The organism is Candidatus Poriferisocius sp., assembly GCF_965219775.1.
GTDB lineage: Bacteria > Actinomycetota > Acidimicrobiia > Acidimicrobiales > Bin134 > Poriferisocius.
The window spans coordinates 2,749,292-2,768,533 of sequence record NZ_OZ244793.1 but is presented as its reverse complement, the minus strand read 5'-3'; the positions used below and the strand labels follow the sequence as shown (position 1 = coordinate 2,768,533).

Genomic DNA, 19,242 nt, shown 5'->3' with positions numbered 1-19,242 from the left:
GAGGACTCCCGCCTCGACTAGGAGCCGCAGAACGCGATGAGCCCCCGCCAGCAAGCCTCAGCGCGTCGACCGGACAACACGACCTACCAGAAGCGGAACGCGGTGAGCATGACCATGTACACCGCCATGGCCAGTATCAGCCCGAACACGAAGAGCCGCCAGAAGATCGGCGAGTCGAACTTGAGGTGCATGAAGAAGGCCACCACCAAGAAGAACTTCAACACCATCATGGCCACCAGCATCAAGATGATGGCGGTGTCCCCCCAGCCGTGGACCGACTCGAAGTAGGTGAACACCTCGAACGCGGTGAGCAGCGCCAAGGCGATGGCCACCTTGACGTAGAGCCAATCGGTGGGGTGGGAATGGCCGGCGGTACCGTGGTCGGCGTCGGCGGACCCGGACGCGTGCTGGTCCACCTCGGTGCCGCGGTCGGCGGTATCGGGGGTCGGGGTGACGGTGGCCATGGCGGTTCCTACTGCGGGAAGAGATAGACGATCGTGAAGATCACGATCCAGACGATGTCGACGAAGTGCCAGTACAGGCCGATGATCTCCACCGTTTCGGCCCGCTCCTGCGGGAGGCTGCCCCGCAGCGACATCACGTACAGCGACATCAACATGATGATGCCGATGGTCACGTGGGCTCCGTGGAAGCCGGTGAGGGCGTAGAAGGCGGAGCCGAACAGGTTGGTGGTGAACCCCAGGCCCTCGCTGTAGAAGGCGGTGAACTCGTACACCTGTCCGGCCACGAAGGTGGCCCCCAGCGCGGCGGTGGTGGCCAGCCAGATGCGGTTGGCCCGCAGGTCGCCGCGGGTGATGGCCGACACCGCGAACACCATGGTCAGCGAACTCATCAACAGCACAAACGAGCTGACCGAGGTGAACGGGATGTCGAACACGTCGTCGGGTCCGACGTCGCCGGGCCCGATGCGGCCCTTGTTGAACATGTAGGTGGAGATGAGCCCGCCGAACAGCAGGCACTCCGAACCCAGGAACACCCACATGGCCAGCTTCTCGTTGGAGAGGCCGGTGCTGGTGTGGTGGCCGTCGGTGTGCTCGCTAGCCGGTACCGCACCGGCCACGCCGGTGGTGGCCACCTCGCTGGGCAGATTCTCGGCGGAAGATGTCTCGGCAGTCATGGTGTCAGCCAACGGTCGCTGCCTCCTCCTCGGTGGCGGCCTCGATGGCCGCCGGATCGCCGGCGGCGGCCGACGCGCCGTTGCCGCCCGGGCCCCCGTTGCTGTCGGGATCGCCGTGGTCGTCGTCGCCGTGGTCATCGTGGTGGCCGGCGGCGTCGGGGTCGTCGGCCGGTTCCAGGATCCACCCGTAGATGGCCCCCACCAACAGCACCAGGCCCGCGGCGGCCAGCCACAGGTTGTAGATCAGGCCGTAGCCCACCAGCAGGATGCCCCCGCCCAGCACGATGGGCCAGTACGACGGCGACGGCAGGTGCACCTTGGTGTTGCTGCCGTCGTGGGCGACGTCGACGGCGTCAGCCGTCTTCACCACCCGGTGGTTCTCGTCCAAGGCGTACTTGCGGTGCCAGAACTCGTCGAGGTTCTCCACCTCGATCTCCCGGTCGAAGTTGTGTTCGGGCACCGGCGAGGCGGTCATCCACTCCAGGCCGCGGGCATCCCAGGGGTCGGGGCCGACGTCGGGGCGCCCGGCCCGCCGCCAGTCCCGGGTGCTCACGTACACGTTCCAGAAGAACATGAGCACCCCGATGGCGATCACGAACGAGGACACGGTGGCCACCGCGTTCCACAGGGCGAACCCCTCATCGGCCCGGTAGGTGGCGATGCGCCGGGACATGCCCTGCAGCCCGAGGATGTGCATGGGCCCGAACGTGAAGTTGAACCCCACGAGCATCACCCAGAAGCTGGCCTTGCCCCACCCCTCGTTGAGCTTGTAGCCGAAGGCCTTGGGCCACCAGTAGTAGAAGCCCGCGAACAGCCCGAGCAGGGCGCCGCCGAAGATCACGTAGTGGAAGTGGGCCACGATGTAGTACGTGTCGGTCTGCTGGGTGTCGGACGGCGCGATGGAGTGGGTCACCCCGGAAAGGCCGCCGATGGTGAACATCGACACCACTCCCACGGCGTACAGCATCGGGGTGGTGAACCGCAGCCGCCCCCGGTACATGGTGGCCAGCCAGTTGAGGATCTTCACCCCCGTGGGCACGGCGATGAACATGGTGGACACCGAGAAGGCCGCCACCGACAGCGGGCCCACGCCGGAGGTGAACATGTGGTGGGCCCACACCCCCCAGCCCATGAACCCGATGGCGATCCCCGAGGCGACCATGAAGTGGTAGCCGAACAGGGGCTTGCGGGAGAACGTGGGAATGATCTCCGACACGATCCCGAAGGCGGGCAGGATCAGGATGTACACCTCGGGGTGGCCGAAAATCCAGAACAGGTGCTGCCACAGCAGCGGATCGGCCCCGGCGGCCACGTTGAAGAAGTTGGCGTCCCACAGCCGGTCGAACATCAACAAGAACAGGGCCACGGTGATCACCGGCAGGGCGAACAGCAGCAGGAACTGCGTGATGAGCAGCATCCAGGTGAGCACCGGCATTCTGAAGAAGCTCATGCCCTTGGTCCTCATGTTCAACACGGTGACAATGAGGTTGATGGAACTCACCAATGAGGCGATGCCGGTTATCTGCAGGCCGACGGCGTAGAAGTCGATGCCCTTGGAGGGCGAGAACAACAGGCCGGTGTTGGGGGCGTAGCCGAACCAGCCGCCGTCGGGGGCGTTCTGGAACCAGCCGCCGATCAGGATGGAGGAGGTGAGCAGCACGCCGCCGGCCAGGAAGCACCAGAAGCTGAAGGCGTTGAGCCGGGGAAAGGCCACGTCGCGGGCCCCCACCTGCAGGGGCAACAGGTAGTTGGCGAAGGCGGCGGCCATGGGCATGATCACCAGGAACACCATGGTCACGCCGTGCATGGTGAACACGCCGTTGTAGGTGCCGGCCCCGATGACCGAGCCGTTGGGGGTGGCCAACTGCAGGCGGATGAACAGGGCCTCGGCCCCGCCGACCAAGAAGAAGAACAGGGCGGCGGCACCGTACATGATGCCGATGCGCTTGTGGTCGACGGTGAACAGCCAGCTCGTCCAGCCCTCGCTGCCCTGGGGCCGGGTGAACACGCCCAGGGGCCGGTGGGCCGTGGCCGGGCCGGCGGGCAGGGCCAGGGTTTCGGCAGGGGCCGTGATCGTGCGTTCGGTGACGGTCATCGGCTCATCCGTTCGGCGCGGGGCGTGCGGTGGGCGTCGGTCATCGGCTCAATCACCATCACTTGAGGGTGGACAGGAAGGCAACAACATTGTCGATGTCCTCGGGGCTCAGACCGGCGCGGGCGGGCATTCCCCGCAGGCCGTTGGCGTCGGCCGGTTTGCGCTCGGGGGCGTTGGCGATCCAGGCCTCCAGGTCGCCGCGGTTGAGGGTGGCCGCTTCCGCCAACTCCAGGTACTCCACGTGCTCGCCGGCGCCGAGGTACAGGTCGTAAATCGATCCGGCGAAGGTGCTGCGGGTCATCAGGTGGGTCAGGTTGGGGGCGGCCCCGGCCACCAGCGTATCGACCGCCAGGTAGGTTCCGGCGTTGGCGCCGTTGAACTCGCCGTAGATGTCCCAGCCGTCGGGGGTGTCGCTTTCGCCGCCCCGGTTCACCGGCGTGGTCAACCCGTTCACCACGTGGCAGCTTGCGCACTGCTGGCTGAACACCTCCCAACCGGCGGCCGCCGCGGTGCCTTCAGCGGGAGCCGACGCCGCGGTGATCTGGTTGTCCCGCCACTGGGTGAACTCCCCCGGCGGCAGGGCGATGGCCACCATCTTCATGTAGCCGTGCGACAGGCCGCAGAATTCGGTGCACTGACCCCGGAAGCGGCCGGGCTCTTCGGCCTGGATCACCCAGTCGTGGGACCGTCCGGGCACGGCGTCCTTCTTGCCGTTCAGCTTGGGAATCCAAAACGAGTGGATCACGTCACGCGACTTGATGTCCAAGGGCACGTCGACGCCGACGGGGATGACCAGCTCGTTGGCGGTCACGAAATCGGGCGGGGTGGTGGTGTCGCCGTCCAGGTGGTACTGGTACTCCCACCACCACTGCTGGCCGATCACGGTGACCACCATGTCGTCGTCGGAGGCCTCCACGTCGTCGAGGGCGAACAGCACCACCAAGGTGAACACCGAGATCACGGCCAACAGCGCCGTGGGTATCAGGGTCCAGGCGATCTCCAGGCGGTTGTTGCCGTGGACCTGCTCGGGGAACTCGTCGTCTTCGTAGTAGCCGTGCTCGCCGCCACCGGTGTCGGAGCCCGCCACCCGGTAGCGCCACCACAGGGCCAGCACCGCGCCCTGCACCAAGAAGAACACCACGCCCGCCACGATGAAGATGGGGTTGATGAGGTCGGCGATCTCTCGGCCATGGCGACCGACCGGCGAAAGCGTGGACAGCGGATGCTCGTCGGTCACCACGATGCTGATGACGATCAGCACCGCGGCACCGGCAATCACCAGCAAGCTCGACAACCACACCAGCCCCTTGAGCCGCTTGCTCACCGAACACCACCCGTCGTCGCTGTCGTCACCGTCACTCGAGTTCTCCGTGGTCTTCGGCCTGCTCCCCGTGCTCGGCGTCGTGCCCCTTGTGGTGGAAGTCGCGAGACCCCATGGCCGCGGTGATCACCCCGGCGACCAGCACGCCGACGCAGGCCAGCGCCACCGTGCCCGCGATCACCGAGCGGCTGATCCGGGGGGCGACGGCAAACACCACCGCTACCAGGAAGATGACCGTGGCCACGGCCCCGGCCACCATCACCGCGCTGAACTTGGAGACGGTCAGGAACACCCGGGACATGGCCAGCACCAGCACGGCCACGCCCAGCGCGGCGGTCACCGGGTACTCCACCGGGCGCATGATGCGGTTGCGCAGGTTGCGGTTGACCTCCGGATCGGCGGTGGCCCGATCGGCCCAGGCCGCCATCATCCACTCGAAGACCGACGCCACCACGATCACCAGGCCGATCACGAACACGGTGGCGTGGGTCACCAGACCCACGATCATGGCCCCCAGCCCGAAGGCGGCCAGCGCCGGCCAGTAGTTGGCCTCCAAATCGGTTTGGGTGGCCGGAACCCGACCGTCGGCGGTCAGCTCGCCCACCGATTCGGCATCGGCGTCGCGGAAGGCCACGAGGAATACGGCCACCAACGCCGACAACAGGGCGAAGCCCATCAACACCACATACCCGACGTGGTCGCCGATCCCGCCCTTGTAGCCCAGGCTGAGGACCCCCACCCAGGTCTCCACGTTGAGCACGGCGAAGTACTCCGTCTCCCCGGCGCTGCCGCTGGCCACGCCGTACACCGCGGCGGTGGCCACCGCCACCGCGGTGAAGCCGAAGAAGAGGCGGAAGCCGGGGGTCAACACGACGGGCCGGCCGAGCGCCGAGGGGCAAGACGAGAACGGGCGACGAACATCAAAGACCTATTTCAGCACGAAGATCGCCGTCCAGATGACGACGTAGACGAAGACAACGGCGTACCAGAAGATGGACGCGGCCACGAAACCGTCGGTTTGGCGGCTGCTGTACTGGCCGCCCAGCGCCCGAAAGGCCATGAGGAGCAGGAACACCAGGCCGACGACGATCATGGCCACGTGGGATCCCGAGATGGTGTAGATCAACGTGGCGGCCACCGACTCGTCGGCCACCAGACCCATCTGGGTGTACTGGAACGAGGTGGTGACGATCACGGACAGGCCGAAGATGGCGGTCAACGCGGTGGCCATGATGGCGTGGGGACGGTCGTCGCGGGCGATGGAGTACACCGCCCACTGCATGGTGACCACCGACAGCAACATGGTCCAGGCCGCCACCGTGGGCTGGGCCAACTGGATATCGGCGCCGCCGGGAATCCAACTGCCACCGTCGGACAGCGCCTCGGATCGCTCCCGCAGGTACACCCCCAAAAGGGCCGCGAAGTACATCAGGGTGGCGGCGGTGCCGAACACGGTGCCCACCAACAGGGTGCGGGCCCGGTGCGGCGGTGCGGCCAGGGGGGTACCCACGGGGATGTCAGCCATCAGTCGGCCCCCGCCTGGTTCGAGCCGGTGAGGCTGCGGGCCACGTTCAGGGCCACCAACACCAGGCCGCCCAAAACGGCGATGGCGCCGATCAACCCGATCACATTCAGCGCCTCCACGAAGCCCAGGGCGTCGATCCGGTCGAAGTGTCCGGGTGCGTACGGGGCGTCGCCGGCCTCGTAGGGTCGGTCGGGCTGATCGAAGAAGCCACCCAGCGCACTGGTGAGGCCCACCAGGATGGCCCCGCCCGCCAGGGCCAGCCCCGACAGGTACCCCAGGGGGGCGCCGAGCGGGGCGCCGAACAACCGGGGGGCCCAGTGGAAGAGCGCGGCCACTCCGGCCAGCAACCCCCCGAGCACCGCGAAGTTCATCATGCCGGTAACCAGGCTGGAGCCTTCCAGGTCGTCCATGGCGTCGAAGAAGCCCCGCCACACGTCGCCGTCGAACTCCCGCAACACCCCCAGTGCCGGCTCGGCCACCCGCACCACGCCGGCCACCACCGCAGCGGTCAAGAGCACCCCGGCAAACAGCACCAGCCCGAATTGGGGGCTGATCTGGGGGCGCTGCCCGGCGGCGGCCGCGTTGTACGCCAACCAACCGCTGTAGGCCAGCACCGCCACCGCAATGGCCAGCGCAAAGGCCACGAAGGGCACCTCGTTGGTCACGATGTGGGCGTCGGGGGCCGTCGGGTCGGCGCTGTCGAAGAACCGTTGGGCCCACGCGCCGAACGACAGGAGCCCGAACAAGCCCACCACCACGGCCATGGGCTCGAACATGAGGGGCCGGCTGCGGTGGGCCGACACGAACACCTCGGCGGCGATGCCGAGCATGGGGATCGTCCAGGCGTAGACCTGGGGGGCGTCGAACGCCCAGGCAATCTGCTCGAACGGGGCGTCACCCCCGCCGAAACGCAGGGCGCTGGCCCCCCGCATGTCCACCCAGGAAATCATCAGGTTGGCCAACAACACGGGCAGCGAGAACAGCCACACGCCGGTGGCCACCAACATCGACCAACTGAACGCCGGCACCGCGAGCAGGTCCATCCCCGGGGGACGCTGGGTGACCAACGTGGCGAACACCACCCCGGTGGCGGTCAACAACCCCACGGCGATCATGCCCAGGGACAGCACGGTGAGTTCCACGGACTGGCCCCGAGCGGCGTCGGCTTGGAGCGACCCCAGGCCCCCGTAGGAGAAGGTGGCCACAACGTGGGTGATCGACCCCACCAGCCACGTCCAGAAGGCGGCGGCCAACGCCCGGGGAAACGCCACCGAGGACGACCCCAATTGGCCGGGAACCACCACCGCGGCCACGCCCAGGAAAAGCGGCACCAACCCGCACAGAATCAGGGTGGTCCGGTACAGGGCGAACACCTGGAACACCTCGTTGGCGTTGCCGAACACCCCGAATCCGCCGTCGATGTCGGCCTGCTCGATGCCGAGCAAGACCCCCAGCGCCAGGGCCAAGCCGGACAGGACCAGCGCAAAGGCAATGAACAGCTTGCCGATCACCTGGTGGTCGCCGGTGCTGAGAATGCCGGCCAACCCGGTGGGCGGGGTCCACCGATCGGGCGACGACGGGGCGGGGAGCCCGGTGTCGCCGCCCGCCGCGACTGCTTCTGGTTCTGGCCTCGTCTCAGTGAGGGTCATCGTGCTCCACGAAGGCAGGTGTGGATCGAAACCCTACACAGTGCCCTGGCCGTCTTACGCATCAAACGACTTTGCCGAGGCGACGGCCACCTGGCCGATTCGCCTCCCGATTCCGGGTCGGTCCCCGTCGCCCAGGCGTGCTCATACACCGGTGCGAACCACCTGGTCGACGGCCATCGCGGTGAACAGCACCGTGATGTAGGTGATGGAGTAGGAGAACAACCGCATGGCCGATGCGGTGGTCTGGGTGCGCAGGAGTTGGACGGCGAAACCCAGGAACACCGCCCCCAGCACCACCGCGCCGGCGAAGTACACGACACCCATGTCGCCCACCGTGCCGAACAGCACCGACAGCCCCCACAGCACCACGGTGTAGACGATGATCCGCACCGCCGTGGTGCGGATGCCGACCACCGCCGGGAGCATGGGCACGTCGGCCGCCTGGTAGTCGTCCCGATAGCGGATGGCCAGGGCCCAGAAGTGGGGGGGCGTCCAGTAGAAGATGAGGGCGAAGAGCACCAACGGGGCCCAATCCAGGCGGTTGGTCACCGCCGACCATCCCACCAGCACCGGCACGGCCCCGGCGGCGCCGCCGATGATGATGTTGCGGGTGGAGGTGCGCTTCAGCCACAGCGTGTAGACGAACACGTAGAAGGCGGTGGCCGACACCGCCAACACCGCGCTGAGCAGGTTCACGAACCCCCACAGCCAGACGAAGGCCACGGCCTCCAGGGCGAGGGCAAACACCAGGGCTTTGGGGGAAGCGATCTCTCCGGTGACCAGGGGGCGGTTCTTGGTGCGCTCCATCAGGCGGTCGATGTCGCGGTCGACGTACATGTTGATGGCGTTGGCCCCGCCGGCGGCCAGCGTTCCGCCCACCACGGTGGCCACCATCAGCCACACCGAGGGGATGCCCCGGTCGGCCACCACCATCGTGGGCACGGTGGTCACCAGCAGCAGTTCGATGATGCGGGGCTTGGTGAGCGAGACGTAGGCCCGGATCGTTCCCATGCGTCCCTGGGGGCCGGAGACGGGCGAGTTGGTCGCCGAGCCGGGGATGGTGCCGACACCGCTGCGGCGGCTGCGGGGAGACAGGCGGGCAATACCCATGACCAGCCCAGAGTACGGTTTCCGGGCTGAGCAGGCCAAGGTATCGGCGCCCGCTCGGGGGGTCGACCGGAGCCTGGTGGGTCATCGCGTCGGGGATTGGCGGGCAGGCGGCTGAAACCGGCTCGTGCCCGGCGAAAACGGGGGGTGGGGGTGACCGCGTGTCACCGACGACCCGTACAATTCAGGCGTGATCCAACCCCGGGTCTCCCCCGCCGCGTACCGCACCGTCACCGTGGGCGCGCTCATGCTGTTGACCCTGATCATCGTGAGCGGGGGCGCGGTCCGGCTCACCGGGTCGGGGTTGGGCTGCCCCGACTGGCCGGCGTGCGACAACGATCAATTGGTGGCCCCGCTGGAGGTCCACGCCATGATCGAGTTCATCAACCGGCTGATCACCGGGCTGGTGTCGCTCATCGTCATCGCCGCCGTGTTGGGCTCCCACTGGCGCCGGCCGCGGCGGGCCGATTTGGTGTGGCTGTCGTGGGGTTTGGTGGCCGGGGTGTTGGCCCAGATCGTGCTGGGGGGGCTGGTGGTGCTCTACGAGTTGCCCCCGGTGCTGGTGATCGGCCATTTCCTGCTGTCCATGGTGCTGTTGTGGAACGCCGTGCTGTTGTTGTGGCGAGCCTCCGACCACGGTGGGCCCGCCGACCGGGTTGCGTTCGCTGGTCACGATGAGCCCGGCGTCCGCGGCAAGTTCCGGGCCGGGTCGTGGCTCCGAGCGTCGTGGATGGCCAACGCGGTGGTGGCGGTGACCTCGGTGGTGATCGTGACCGGCACCATCGTCACCGGCGCGGGGCCCCACGGCGGCGACGAGGATGCCGAGCGCATCGACGTGGCGGTGCGGGACGTGGCTCAAATCCACGGCAGCACGGTGGTGGCCCTGCTGGTGCTGCTGGGGGCGCAGGTGTGGTGGTTGCGGCACCAACAGGCGCCCGACCACGTGCAGCGGTGGGGGCGGATCGTGCTGGGCGTGGCCCTGCTGCAGGGGCTCATCGGCTACGTGCAGTATTTCACCGGCGTGCCGGTGCTGCTGGTGGGTGCCCACATCGCGGGCGCCGCCCTACTGTGGATCGTCACGGTGTACTTCTGGCTCAACGTGCGGGGTCCGCAAGTGCGGGCTACCGCCGAGACCACCCTGGCGGTGTCGGCATGAGTCCGGCTGCCCCGGTGGAGATCGCCCCGTCCGAGGTCAAAGAGCCCACCGACGACACGGTGGTGCAGTCAGACCGGCCCTGGAAAGTGATCGTGTGGAACGACCCCATCAACTTGATGTCGTACGTGACGTTCGTGTTCCAGAAGCTGTTCGGCTACAGCAAGGAGAAGGCCACCAAGCTCATGCTGGATGTCCACCACAAGGGGCGGGCGGTGGTGTCGGACGGACCCCGTGAGAAGGCCGAGTTGGACGTCTTTCGCCTGCACGAGCACGGCCTGTGGGCCACCATGGAACAAGACGACTGAGCCATCGTGCGACACCGGCAGTGGGAAAGAGGATGGGTGGGCGAAGTGGTTACCCGCGTGGGTGAGGCCGGTCGGTGATGGCCCCGAGGCAGCCGATCACGGCCAACGGCGACGGCACGTTCACCCTGCACCTGCAGGAAGAGGAACGGGCCCTGATGGCCACCATTGTGGCCGACCTGCGAGCGATGCTGGTCGAGAACCCCGACGAGGAGATGCTGGCCCGGCTGTTCCCCGTCGCCCGGCCCGACGACCCCGACGCCGAGGCCGAGTACCGAGAACTCGTGGGCGGTGAGCTGCTGTCGCTGCGGAAGGCCCGCTTGGAAACCGTGGCCGAACTCGCGGAGGCGACCACCCTGAATCCCGAGCAACTGGCCGCGTGGCTGGGAGCGGTGAACGACATCCGCCTGGTGCTGGGAACCCGCCTTCAGGTCAGCGAGGACGACGACTTCAGCGAACTCGACGAGGACGACCTGGAATCGGTGGCCCGGTCGGCCTACTGGTATTTGGGCTGGCTGCTGGAGCACCTGGTGGAGGCGTCGGCCTCCGAGCTGTAGCCCCCCGGTCCGGGGCCGGGGCCGAACCCGGGCCGGTTGGCGTTGGTTGAGCAGCTACCCCTGATCGGTCGGGCGGGAGGCGGGCTCGCCTTGGCCCGCTCGGGCGATCTCGGAGAGGGAGGCCACCGCGTTGGTGAGGCCGCTGGTGTCGAGCGGCAGGAAGATCTTGGTGGCCTGACCGTCGGCCACGGTCTGCAGGGCCTCGAGGTAGCGGATGGCGATGAGGTCGGGGGTGGGGTCGCCCGCGTGGATGGCGTTGAATACCCGCTCGATGGCGGTGGCCTCGCCCTCGGCCACGGTCTCGAGCTGGTAGCGCTCGCCGTCGGCCACCCGCTTCAGGGCCTCGGCTTGGCCCTCGGCTTCCAGAATCTGGCTCTCCTTCAGACCCTCCGACCGCAAGATGGCCGACCGCTTGTCGCCCTCGGCCTCGGTGACGATGGCCCGCCGGTCGCGCTCCGCCTTCATCTGGCGGTGCATGGCCTCGGTGACATCGGGCGGTGGCTCGATGCGCTGGATCTCGACCCGCACCACTCGGGTGCCCCACTTGTCGGTGGCGTCATCGAGAATCTGGCGGAGCTTGCCGTTGATGAGTTCCCGGGAGGTCAGGGCGGCGTCGAGGTCGAGGTCGCCGACCACGTTACGCAGGTTGGTCTGGGCCAATTTGGTGACCGCGAGCTGGAAGTTGCCCACGTTGTACTTGAGCTTCACCGGGTCGGTGGCCTCGAAGAAGATCACCGCGTCCACCGTCACCACCACGTTGTCCTTGGTGATCACCTCTTGGGGGGGGACGTCGATCACCCGCTCGCGCATGTCCACCTTGCTCATCGTCTGGATGAACGGGAGGATCCATCGGAGCCCCGATTCGACCGTGCGTTCGTACCGGCCCAGCTTCTCGATCAGCCCCTTTTCGAAGGGACGAACGATACGAATGCCGAGCGCGGCAATGATGATGAAGGCAAGGGCGACGATGATGAAGAGGGCAATGACGGCTTCCATGGTTCTACTTCCTAGCTGGCCGGATCGGGACTTGTGGCATCGGATGACGCCGGAATGGGGGCGACCACCAGGCGGGTGCCCTGCACCTCGGTGACCACCACTCTGGTGTCGGGCTCAATGGGGGCCTCGGCCACGGCCCGCCACTGCTCTCCCCCGATGCGAACCATGCCGGTGTCCTCGTCGCCGTCGATGCGCTCGAGCACCTTCCCCTGGGCGTCGATCAGGCGGTTGGCCCCCACCCGGGGCTGCTCGACCTTGTTCTGGCGGCGGATGAACCGGCGCAGGTACACGAAGCTGACCAAGGAGACGACAAAGAAGACCAGCCACTGGGCCAGCACGTGGGCGCCCAGCCAGGCCAGCACGGCGGCGACCGCCGCCCCCATGGCGAAGGGCAGCAGGAAGAACCCGGCGGTGAAGATCTCGGCCATGCCGAACGTCAAGGCGCTGATGGTCCACAGCCACCGCCATACTTCGTTCTCCACGCCGTCGCCTCCCTTCGAGGTCGGGGTCCATTGAGTTGGGACCATACTATCGGGAATTCGATGCGGATTCCCCGCGGCGGGCTGCTAACGTGAGTCGGCCCTCAAGGGTGAAGAGCCCCCATCGTCCAGCGGCCTAGGACGCCGCCCTTTCAAGGCGGTAACACGGGTTCGAATCCCGTTGGGGGTACACAGGATCGGTGATCCACCGGACGGCGAGCGCGGTCCGGTGGGGCAGCGGCACTGAAGTACCAGCCAGAACCAACCAAACACATGGTCCCGTGGTGCAGTTTGGAGTGCACGCCGGCCTGTCAAGCCGGAGGTCGCGGGTTCAAATCCCGTCGGGACCGCACAACTCAACACGGTCGGGTAGCTCAGTCGGAAGAGCGTCCGCCTGAAAAGCGGAAGGTCACCGGATCGACGCCGGTCCCGACCACCACCCCCACCCCCCGACGGCCCGGAGCGACCCCCAACCCCGCTCCGGGCCGTCCCTTTCTCCTCAGCCAGCAGGGGCCCTTGCCGGATGGTCGGGGGGTTTGGGTCGGTGGCGGTGGCGGTGCCCCCTTAGGTGGCCGTGGTGGTGGTCGTGGCGGTGGGTTTTGCGGTGGCAGGTGGGGCAGAGGAGGACGAGGTTGTCGATGTTGGTGGGTCCGCCGTGTTCCCAGGGTTGGATGTGGTGGATGTCGCAGGCTTGGGCGGCGAGGCCGCAGTCGACGCAGGCCTGGTCCCTCGCGTACAGGGCGAGGCGTTGGGCTTGGTTGGGGGCTCGTTGGGTGCGACCCAGGTAGAGGGGTTGGCCGTCGGAGCCGAAGATGGCCGGGATGATGTCGGCGTCACAGGCCAATCGGCGGAGTTCTTCGATCTCGATGGGGGTCCCGTCGATGAGTTCGGCGTCCTGGAGCACCCCGTAGATGGGATCCCATTCGGCGGTGACCACCAGCGTCGTCTTCTGCGGGGTAGGCCCGCAATCGGCCCCACCCTCAGCATCAGCCGGGCGTCCGGGTTGTTGGAAGATGAGGGCGACGAGGGCATCTGCGTTGCGTTGCTCGAACGACCGTTCCTGGCCGGTCTTGCTGTCGTGGTGGAGCAGCCGGGTGTTCATGGCGGATAGGGCGGTCTTGACGCGTTGGCCTGCGATGGTGTCGAGTTCGGCGTGGAGGATGACCATGTCGTTGTCCCCGTTGAACACTTTGGCGGTGCGTCGGGCGTGTTGGCGTTCGGTGCGGGTCATCCCGTCGGCGGCCATCCGTTGGTTCTCCATGGTTGCCAACGACCGGCGGAACTGGTCGAACGACTGGGTCAGGGCCAACTTGACCAGTTCGTACCCGTCACCGTCGCGCAGCGGGGCGCGTTCGTGGGAGGCGGCGATCAACTCGGCGTGGTCCATGGTGATGAACCCGTCACGGGCGGCATCCAACACATCCGGCAGTGCCCGCAACCCCTTGGCCGTCTTCGCCTGACGCTTGGCCTTGCGGGAAGGCAAACCGAACTGTTGGCACACCGCCTCCACGGTTTCGTCGCCGGCGAGTTCACCCAACCGGACCAACAACCCGGCCAGGTGCGCTTCGATCTGGCGGCGCACCGTGTCGGTTTCCAACACCCTCTTGATCACCCCAGGGGCGTCCAACTCCGAGTAATCCTGCAATTCGAACTCAGCCACCATCGCCGCCACCGCATCCCGCACCCCGCCCGGCAGATCAGAAGTTGTGCCGTTGGAAGAGGCAATCTCCATGCCAACTAGTCTACCGACCAGGGTGACAACATCCCCCCTGACTTTCAATGAAATCTCAAAACATGAAAGAAAGTGTCCCTGCCAATAGCACAGCTTATGGATCACCAATTACCAGATGAAAGCGCGGACCAGCCAGACCATTCACAAGTGGTTCTTCCGCCTTACAGGCATAACACAGGCAGCCACGTTTACGGTAACAATGGACAGACATCGAACTCCTGGCGCGCTATGTCGAGCCAGAGCGACCAGGTCGTCTTGACCGTCGCGTAGTGGGTGCTCATGTCCCGCCGGGAGAGCCAAACAGCGCAGAGCGACATCGGCGTTGCGCCTGGGGTGAGAGTGTTGGATCATGGGCAGTGTGAGCGATGAAACCCGTGGGGCCTTCCTGGCGGCGTCGGAGTTCTTCGTCGGTTTGGTGGCTGCCACACCCCAGGGGTGCTACGACCATCCTGGTCTCGGCCACTGGTCCGTCCTCGAGCTCATCGCCCACGGCAACCGCGCCCACACCACAATCGTCGACTACGTAGAGCGGCCCATCGACCCCGGCGATGTGCCGGCCGACTACTTCAGCGACCACTCGATTCGAGAGCGAGCCCGGCTCTCGATGGCAGCCCTCCAGCCCGACCCCGTTGCCGCGGTTGCGACTGCCGCCTCCCTCGCCCGGGAACTGGTCACCACCTCCGATCTCTCCACCCCCGTCGGTTCGCCCGTGGGCACCATGACCCTGGGCCAGTACCTGCCCAGCCGCACCGCCGAACTCGTGATCCACGCCCTGGACCTCGCCCGAGCGGCTGAAGTGGAAGCCTCGGCGCCCGACCAGTCGGTCATCGCAACGCTCGAGTTCCTGGTCGGACTCGCAGCAAAGGGAGGCCACGCCGAGACCCTGATCGCCGCGGTCACCGGACGCGGCCGGTTGCCCAACGACTTCAACCTCTTCTAGTGGTGTGCCCTCGCGTGTGAGTGGCGACCTCCGGGTCGTCCCTTGCCCACAGGCAGACTCAGTGGACCCGTGGTACGAGCGGCCGGATCGTCAGTTGACGTTGATGGTCAGTTTGTCCCAGCCTCGTACCGACGAGGTGTGGGCCCGCTCCGACGCCTCGAAATCGACCGACCACTCCGGGAACCGGCTGAGGATTTCGTCGAGGGCGACCCGGCCTTCGAGGCGGGCGAGGGCGGCACCCAGGCAGAAGTGCAGGCCGTAGCCGAAACTCAGGTGATGACCGATCTCTCGGTGGATGTCGAGTCGATCGGCGGTCGGACCCCACTTCCTTTCGTCCCTGTTGGCCGAGCCGTCCACGAACAGCATGGCGCTGCCTTCGGGCACGACCTGACCGTGTACCTCCACGTCGGTCGCCACATAGCGAGCCTGCGTGGGTGACGGCGCCTCGTAGCGCAGCATCTCCTCAATGGCGTTGGGAATGAGCGACCGGTCGTCCACCAGCTCGCGCCGCTGATCGGGGTACTCCGCCAGCGTCTTCACGGTCCACCCGATCAGCCGAGTGGTGGTCTCGTTCCCCGCCCCGGCGAGCAACATGACGTAACCCAGGATCTCGTCGCGCGTGAGGTTGCGCCTCTCCCCGGTGTGGTCGGTGAACTCCGCGTGGACCAACTGGGTCATCACGTCGTCGGACGGGTTGTCCTTGCGCCAGTCCAGATACTCACCGAAGTCGCCCTCGGCGGCTGAGTTGGACATGTTGTGGACCGCGGCATCCATGTCGCCTCGGTCCAGTCGCAGCCCTGCATCGGACTTGTCCCGGAGCGCCTGCTGATCCTCTTCGGGGATCCCGAGCAGCATTCCGATCACCCGCATGGGCATCTTGGCGCCGAGTTCCTCGATGATGTCGAAGCGGGTCCGCCCGGCGAGCGAGTCGAGCATCTCGGCGCAGTAGCGGCGAACCTGCGGCTCGATGGCGTTCATCCGCTTCGGCGTGAACACCCGTGACAGCAGCCCCCGGTACACCGTGTGACTCGGCGGGTCGTCGAAGATGACCATGCCCGGCGGCATCTCCATGTCGGCCTTGATCATCTCCAGGAGCGTGCCGTGGCTGGACAGGTAGACCTCGTGGTTCTTCAGACCGGCCTCCACGTCGTCCCAGCGGGTCACGGCGTAGAAGTCGTGCCGGTCGTTGTAGTAGAGCGGATGGTGGTCGCGGAGTTGCTTCCAGACCGGGTAGGGGTCGGCGTCGATGTCGAAGTCGTAGGGGTCGTAGTACGGCGGGTTCAAGACGCTGGACATGGGCGAAGCTCCTCCCAGGTGGCCGAAACGATAGCATCCTTTCCGAAATCGAGAACACCATTCCCGCCGGCGGTACAGCGGGCAGGAGGAGGAGTCATGTCCGACCGATGAACGTCGTCATCGGGGGCGCATCCGGCATCGGAGCGGCCACCGTCCCGCTGCTCGATGGTCCCACCCTGGTGGCCGACCTGCGGGGCGGCGACACCGTGTGCGACATCACGGATCAGGCCTCGGTGGCGGCGCTGGCCGCCCGCGTGGACACGCTCGACGCCCTGGTGGTCACCGCCGGCGTCTCCCCCGTGCAGGCCGATGCCCCCCGTATCCTTGAGGTCGATCTGCGGGGAGTGGCTCGCGTGCTCCATGCGTTCGAGCCCCGGGTTCGCCCCGGATCGGTAGCGGTGTGCGTTTCCTCGATGGCCGCCCATCTGGCGGCGCCGTACCTCGACGAGGACACGCTCGCGCTCCTCTCCGATCCGCTGGGCGACGCCGTCATCGGCGCGAGCGACGATCCGGGCATGGCCTATGCCATGGCCAAGGCCGGGGTTCAGCAGCTCGTGCGCCGGACCGCCGCAGTGTGGGGGCCGAGAGGGGGGCGGTGTGTGTCGGTGTCGCCCGGCGTGATCGAAACCCCTATGGGACGGGCCGAGATGGAGGGCGGGACGGGCGCCGCCGACCTCGTGGGGATGGGAGCGTTCGGTCGCCCGGGACAACCTGAGGAGGTGGCCTCGGTCATCGCCTTCTTGTGCTCGGCGGGCGCCTCGTTCATCACCGGGACCGACATCCTCGTGGACGGCGGCGTGGTCGCCGCGGTACGGGGTGGCTAGGGGTGACGAGGGTATATTCCGAGAACTGCGACACCTCCGGGGGGGAGAACCCATGGCCGATCCGACCGTCACCGTCCTCCACGGCAAGGGGGTGCTCGACGTCGACATCGGAGAGGTGATCGACGACGCCCGGGTTGTCGTCGAGGGCAACCGCATACTGGAGGTCACCACGGACGCCACCGTGGACAAGAACGCCGACGACGTGGTCTCCCTGCCCGAACTGACCTTGATGCCCGGCCTCATGGACATGGAGGTCGACCTGGTCTTGGGTGGCCCCGGCGCCCGGCTGACCGACCCTGTCCAAGTGGATCCCGTCAAGATGACGTTGCGGGCGGTAGCCAACGGCATGCGTACGATGCGCGCCGGGTTCACCACCGTTCGCAACCTCGGGCTGTTCGTGAAGACCGGTGGCTACGTCCTCGACGTCGCTCTGCGTGACGCCATCGCGGCGGGTTGGATCGACGGCCCGCGGGTCTTCGCGGCGGGTCATGCGATCTGCCCCACCGGTGGTCATCTCGACCCTGCGGCGCAGAGCAACCTGGCCCCCGGGGTGATGCCGATGACGGTGGAAGAGGGCATCGCCGACGGGGTGGACGCGGTTCGCTCCGCCGTCCGCTACCAAATCCGCCACGGCGTGGACCTCATCAAGTGTTGCGCGTCGGGGGGCGTGGTGACCTACTCCGGCCCCTCGGGGGCCCAGCAGTACTCCGACGAGGAGCTGCACGCCATTGCCGACGAGGCCCACCGCCGCGGCCTGAAGGTCGCCGCCCACAGTCACGGCGACGTGGCCGTGAACGCAGCCCTCGATGCCGGTATCGACTGCATCGAACACGGCTTCATGATCACCGAGGACACCATCCAGCGGCTGGTGGACACCGACACGTTCCTCGTCTCCACCAATGCCCTGACGGAGAACTGGGACGTGTCGGCGCATCCCGAACACATCCGCGAGCGGGTGGCCGACGTATTCCCGAAGGCCAAGGAGTCGCTGTCGAAGTGCATCGACGCGGGTGTGAAAATCGCCACCGGCAGCGACGCCCCGGCGATCTTCCACGGTCGAAACGCCGAGGAACTCGTCGTCCTGGTGCAGCGGGGCGCCACCCCACTGCAGGCGATCCGAGCCGCGACCACCGTGAGCGCCGAGTTGATCGATCAACCCGACCTGGGCCGCGTGGCCCCCGGAATGCTGGCCGACGTGATCGGAGTACGGGGCGACCCGCTCGCCGACATCACCGCCACCCAGCGGGTCGGTTTCGTGATGAAAGACGGCAAGGTCTACAAGCAATAGGTGCCGGCGCGCCTTGGTGGGAGCACCGCGAGAAGGCGCCTTGGTCTGAACTCCCGGTGCCACCGAATCCACAGGGGTGGCGAAGCCAACTCGGTGGATCAGCTTGTCCGCTTGTCGGCGACGTGATCCGGGCAAATGGCGTGGAGGCAGAACTCCCATACCTCGTCGCCGGTGATCGGCCGGCGATTGCCTGCTTGGCGACCGGCCACGAAGGTCGCCGTCTGCATCACGATCGCCGCCATCCGACGGGGGCTCCCGGGTCGAAGCAGGCCTGCGTCCGCCGCTGATTCGGCCAGTTCGGTCAGGTATCGCATGAGCGGTACGTAGGCCGCCGCCACTTCCTCGGGGTGGTCGATGAGCAGTCGCAGGGCGAAGTCGCTGAACAACGGCTGCTCCGAAACTCGGCCGGGCGCGCACAACTCATACAGCTCGCGCACGACCCGCTCGAGCTGATCCAAAGGATCACCCTGCGCCGAGACCTCGACGAGGTGATCCACCGCGGTGGCCATTTCTTCCTCGAACAGGGTGAGGAGCAGCTCGTGCTTTCCGTCGAAGTACTGGTAGAAGCTCCGCAGCGACTGTTGGGACCGGTCGGCCACCTGCTGCACGGTGAACTCCGTCGACCCGCTGTCGGCGATGATGCCCCGGGCGGCGTCCAGGAACTGCTGCACTCGTTCGGCCGCCCGCTCCCGCGCCGCCTTGGTGGACCGCTCGATGGCCCGGTTCCGCCAGGCGAACTCCGCACCCCCATTGACGGCGTCGTTGCCGACGGTTGCTGCTCTCGCCATGGCCGACCAGGCTAGCGGAGGCAGGGAAAACCTCGCTGTCCTCGACCGC

At 67.1% G+C, this 19,242-nt stretch carries 19 protein-coding genes and 3 tRNA genes; 9 read left to right on the top strand and 13 right to left on the bottom strand.

The annotated features are described in order from the left end of the window. Positions 1-83 precede the first annotated feature (83 nt). The 8 genes from ACOQPQ_RS12490 to ACOQPQ_RS12455 form a co-directional block, all read right to left on the bottom strand. Positions 84-464 carry a cytochrome C oxidase subunit IV family protein gene (locus tag ACOQPQ_RS12490; protein ID WP_420639754.1) on the bottom strand — a complete coding sequence of 127 codons (381 nt, stop codon included), beginning with the start codon at positions 462-464 and terminating at the stop codon, positions 84-86. An 8-nt stretch (positions 465-472) separates the two neighbouring features. Next, complete coding sequence (locus tag ACOQPQ_RS12485; protein ID WP_420639753.1) at positions 473-1,150, bottom strand: cytochrome c oxidase subunit 3; 678 nt, start codon at positions 1,148-1,150, stop codon at positions 473-475. Further along, positions 1,143-3,233, bottom strand: a complete 2,091-nt coding sequence (ctaD, locus tag ACOQPQ_RS12480) for a cytochrome c oxidase subunit I (RefSeq protein ID WP_420639752.1) — start codon at positions 3,231-3,233, stop codon at positions 1,143-1,145. Before ctaD ends, ACOQPQ_RS12485 begins: the two co-directional genes overlap by 8 nt. A gap of 58 nt (positions 3,234-3,291) precedes the next feature. Next, complete coding sequence (coxB, locus tag ACOQPQ_RS12475) at positions 3,292-4,557, bottom strand: cytochrome c oxidase subunit II (RefSeq protein ID WP_420639751.1); 1,266 nt, start codon at positions 4,555-4,557, stop codon at positions 3,292-3,294. 31 nt (positions 4,558-4,588) lie between these two features. Further along, positions 4,589-5,425, bottom strand: coding sequence for a hypothetical protein (locus tag ACOQPQ_RS12470; RefSeq protein WP_420639750.1), 837 nt, complete (start codon positions 5,423-5,425; stop codon positions 4,589-4,591). A 57-nt stretch (positions 5,426-5,482) separates the two neighbouring features. Continuing rightward, positions 5,483-6,079 carry a cytochrome c oxidase subunit 3 gene (locus tag ACOQPQ_RS12465; protein ID WP_420639749.1) on the bottom strand — a complete coding sequence of 199 codons (597 nt, stop codon included), beginning with the start codon at positions 6,077-6,079 and terminating at the stop codon, positions 5,483-5,485. Further along, a complete protein-coding gene (locus ACOQPQ_RS12460) occupies positions 6,079-7,728 on the bottom strand; it encodes a cbb3-type cytochrome c oxidase subunit I (protein ID WP_420639748.1) in 1,650 nt (549 codons plus the stop codon). The genes ACOQPQ_RS12465 and ACOQPQ_RS12460 overlap by 1 nt, the downstream gene beginning before the upstream one ends. A 141-nt stretch (positions 7,729-7,869) precedes the next feature. Further along, positions 7,870-8,838, bottom strand: a complete 969-nt coding sequence (locus tag ACOQPQ_RS12455) for a heme o synthase (RefSeq protein WP_420639747.1) — start codon at positions 8,836-8,838, stop codon at positions 7,870-7,872. Positions 8,839-9,025: 187 nt separating this feature from the next. On the opposite strand from ACOQPQ_RS12455, the gene ACOQPQ_RS12450 reads away from it, so the two are divergent. The 3 genes from ACOQPQ_RS12450 (at position 9,026) to ACOQPQ_RS12440 (ending at position 10,850) form a co-directional block, all read left to right on the top strand. Further along, positions 9,026-9,991 (top strand): COX15/CtaA family protein, encoded by a 966-nt coding sequence (locus ACOQPQ_RS12450; RefSeq protein ID WP_420639746.1) that lies wholly within the window; start codon positions 9,026-9,028, stop codon positions 9,989-9,991. Next, a complete protein-coding gene (gene clpS / locus ACOQPQ_RS12445; RefSeq protein WP_420639745.1) occupies positions 9,988-10,296 on the top strand; it encodes an ATP-dependent Clp protease adapter ClpS in 309 nt (102 codons plus the stop codon). The genes ACOQPQ_RS12450 and clpS overlap by 4 nt, the downstream gene beginning before the upstream one ends. A 77-nt stretch (positions 10,297-10,373) precedes the next feature. Beyond that, a complete protein-coding gene (locus ACOQPQ_RS12440) occupies positions 10,374-10,850 on the top strand; it encodes a DUF2017 family protein (RefSeq protein ID WP_420639744.1) in 477 nt (158 codons plus the stop codon). Between the two features lie 54 nt (positions 10,851-10,904). On the opposite strand, the gene ACOQPQ_RS12435 is transcribed toward ACOQPQ_RS12440, so the two are convergent. Continuing rightward, positions 10,905-11,846 carry an SPFH domain-containing protein gene (locus tag ACOQPQ_RS12435; protein ID WP_420639743.1) on the bottom strand — a complete coding sequence of 314 codons (942 nt, stop codon included), beginning with the start codon at positions 11,844-11,846 and terminating at the stop codon, positions 10,905-10,907. An 11-nt stretch (positions 11,847-11,857) separates the two neighbouring features. Then, positions 11,858-12,328 (bottom strand): NfeD family protein, encoded by a 471-nt coding sequence (locus ACOQPQ_RS12430; protein WP_420639742.1) that lies wholly within the window; start codon positions 12,326-12,328, stop codon positions 11,858-11,860. Positions 12,329-12,442: 114 nt separating this feature from the next. Here ACOQPQ_RS12430 and ACOQPQ_RS12425 point away from each other — a divergent pair. The 3 genes from ACOQPQ_RS12425 to ACOQPQ_RS12415 all read left to right on the top strand — a co-directional run bounded on the left by ACOQPQ_RS12425 (position 12,443) and on the right by ACOQPQ_RS12415 (position 12,764). After that, positions 12,443-12,515 (top strand) — tRNA-Glu (locus tag ACOQPQ_RS12425). A gap of 85 nt (positions 12,516-12,600) precedes the next feature. After that, positions 12,601-12,675 (top strand) — tRNA-Asp (locus ACOQPQ_RS12420). 13 nt (positions 12,676-12,688) lie between these two features. Further along, positions 12,689-12,764: transfer RNA gene (locus tag ACOQPQ_RS12415), tRNA-Phe, on the top strand. 60 nt (positions 12,765-12,824) lie between these two features. On the opposite strand, the gene ACOQPQ_RS12410 is transcribed toward ACOQPQ_RS12415, so the two are convergent. Then, positions 12,825-14,057: a DUF222 domain-containing protein gene (locus ACOQPQ_RS12410; RefSeq protein WP_420639741.1), complete on the bottom strand. Its 1,233-nt coding sequence runs from the start codon at positions 14,055-14,057 to the stop codon at positions 12,825-12,827. A gap of 358 nt (positions 14,058-14,415) precedes the next feature. Between ACOQPQ_RS12410 and ACOQPQ_RS12405 the strand changes: the two genes are divergently transcribed. Beyond that, positions 14,416-14,997, top strand: a complete 582-nt coding sequence (locus ACOQPQ_RS12405) for a maleylpyruvate isomerase N-terminal domain-containing protein (RefSeq protein ID WP_420639740.1) — start codon at positions 14,416-14,418, stop codon at positions 14,995-14,997. 90 nt (positions 14,998-15,087) lie between these two features. Here the strand turns inward: ACOQPQ_RS12405 and ACOQPQ_RS12400 are convergent, their stop codons facing one another. Beyond that, a complete protein-coding gene (locus ACOQPQ_RS12400) occupies positions 15,088-16,293 on the bottom strand; it encodes a cytochrome P450 (RefSeq protein WP_420639739.1) in 1,206 nt (401 codons plus the stop codon). A 107-nt stretch (positions 16,294-16,400) separates the two neighbouring features. On the opposite strand from ACOQPQ_RS12400, the gene ACOQPQ_RS12395 reads away from it, so the two are divergent. Both ACOQPQ_RS12395 and ACOQPQ_RS12390 read left to right on the top strand, forming a co-directional pair. Next, on the top strand, positions 16,401-17,117 hold the full coding sequence (locus ACOQPQ_RS12395; protein WP_420639738.1) for an SDR family oxidoreductase: 717 nt from the start codon (positions 16,401-16,403) through the stop codon (positions 17,115-17,117). Between the two features lie 52 nt (positions 17,118-17,169). After that, positions 17,170-18,405, top strand: a complete 1,236-nt coding sequence (locus tag ACOQPQ_RS12390; RefSeq protein WP_420639737.1) for a metal-dependent hydrolase family protein — start codon at positions 17,170-17,172, stop codon at positions 18,403-18,405. Positions 18,406-18,503: 98 nt separating this feature from the next. Here ACOQPQ_RS12390 and ACOQPQ_RS12385 read toward each other — a convergent pair whose 3' ends face one another. After that, entirely contained in the window at positions 18,504-19,193 is a 690-nt protein-coding gene (locus tag ACOQPQ_RS12385; protein WP_420639736.1) for a TetR/AcrR family transcriptional regulator, read from the bottom strand. Positions 19,194-19,242: the final 49 nt, after the last annotated feature.

What these genes read in the sequence shown, in the direction of transcription:
- ACOQPQ_RS12490 (WP_420639754.1), bottom strand. Translation starts at nt 464, where the DNA reads ATGGCCACCGTCACCCCGACCCCCGATACCGCCGACCGCGGCACCGAG.
- ctaD (WP_420639752.1), bottom strand. Translation starts at nt 3,233, where the DNA reads ATGACCGTCACCGAACGCACGATCACGGCCCCTGCCGAAACCCTGGCC.
- ACOQPQ_RS12465 (WP_420639749.1), bottom strand. Translation starts at nt 6,079, where the DNA reads ATGGCTGACATCCCCGTGGGTACCCCCCTGGCCGCACCGCCGCACCGG.
- ACOQPQ_RS12460 (WP_420639748.1), bottom strand. Translation starts at nt 7,728, where the DNA reads ATGACCCTCACTGAGACGAGGCCAGAACCAGAAGCAGTCGCGGCGGGC.
- ACOQPQ_RS12455 (WP_420639747.1), bottom strand. Translation starts at nt 8,838, where the DNA reads ATGGGTATTGCCCGCCTGTCTCCCCGCAGCCGCCGCAGCGGTGTCGGC.
- clpS (WP_420639745.1), top strand. Translation starts at nt 9,988, where the DNA reads ATGAGTCCGGCTGCCCCGGTGGAGATCGCCCCGTCCGAGGTCAAAGAG.
- ACOQPQ_RS12440 (WP_420639744.1), top strand. Translation starts at nt 10,374, where the DNA reads ATGGCCCCGAGGCAGCCGATCACGGCCAACGGCGACGGCACGTTCACC.
- ACOQPQ_RS12435 (WP_420639743.1), bottom strand. Translation starts at nt 11,846, where the DNA reads ATGGAAGCCGTCATTGCCCTCTTCATCATCGTCGCCCTTGCCTTCATC.
- ACOQPQ_RS12410 (WP_420639741.1), bottom strand. Translation starts at nt 14,057, where the DNA reads ATGGAGATTGCCTCTTCCAACGGCACAACTTCTGATCTGCCGGGCGGG.
- ACOQPQ_RS12400 (WP_420639739.1), bottom strand. Translation starts at nt 16,293, where the DNA reads ATGTCCAGCGTCTTGAACCCGCCGTACTACGACCCCTACGACTTCGAC.
- ACOQPQ_RS12395 (WP_420639738.1), top strand. Translation starts at nt 16,401, where the DNA reads ATGAACGTCGTCATCGGGGGCGCATCCGGCATCGGAGCGGCCACCGTC.
- ACOQPQ_RS12390 (WP_420639737.1), top strand. Translation starts at nt 17,170, where the DNA reads ATGGCCGATCCGACCGTCACCGTCCTCCACGGCAAGGGGGTGCTCGAC.
- ACOQPQ_RS12385 (WP_420639736.1), bottom strand. Translation starts at nt 19,193, where the DNA reads ATGGCGAGAGCAGCAACCGTCGGCAACGACGCCGTCAATGGGGGTGCG.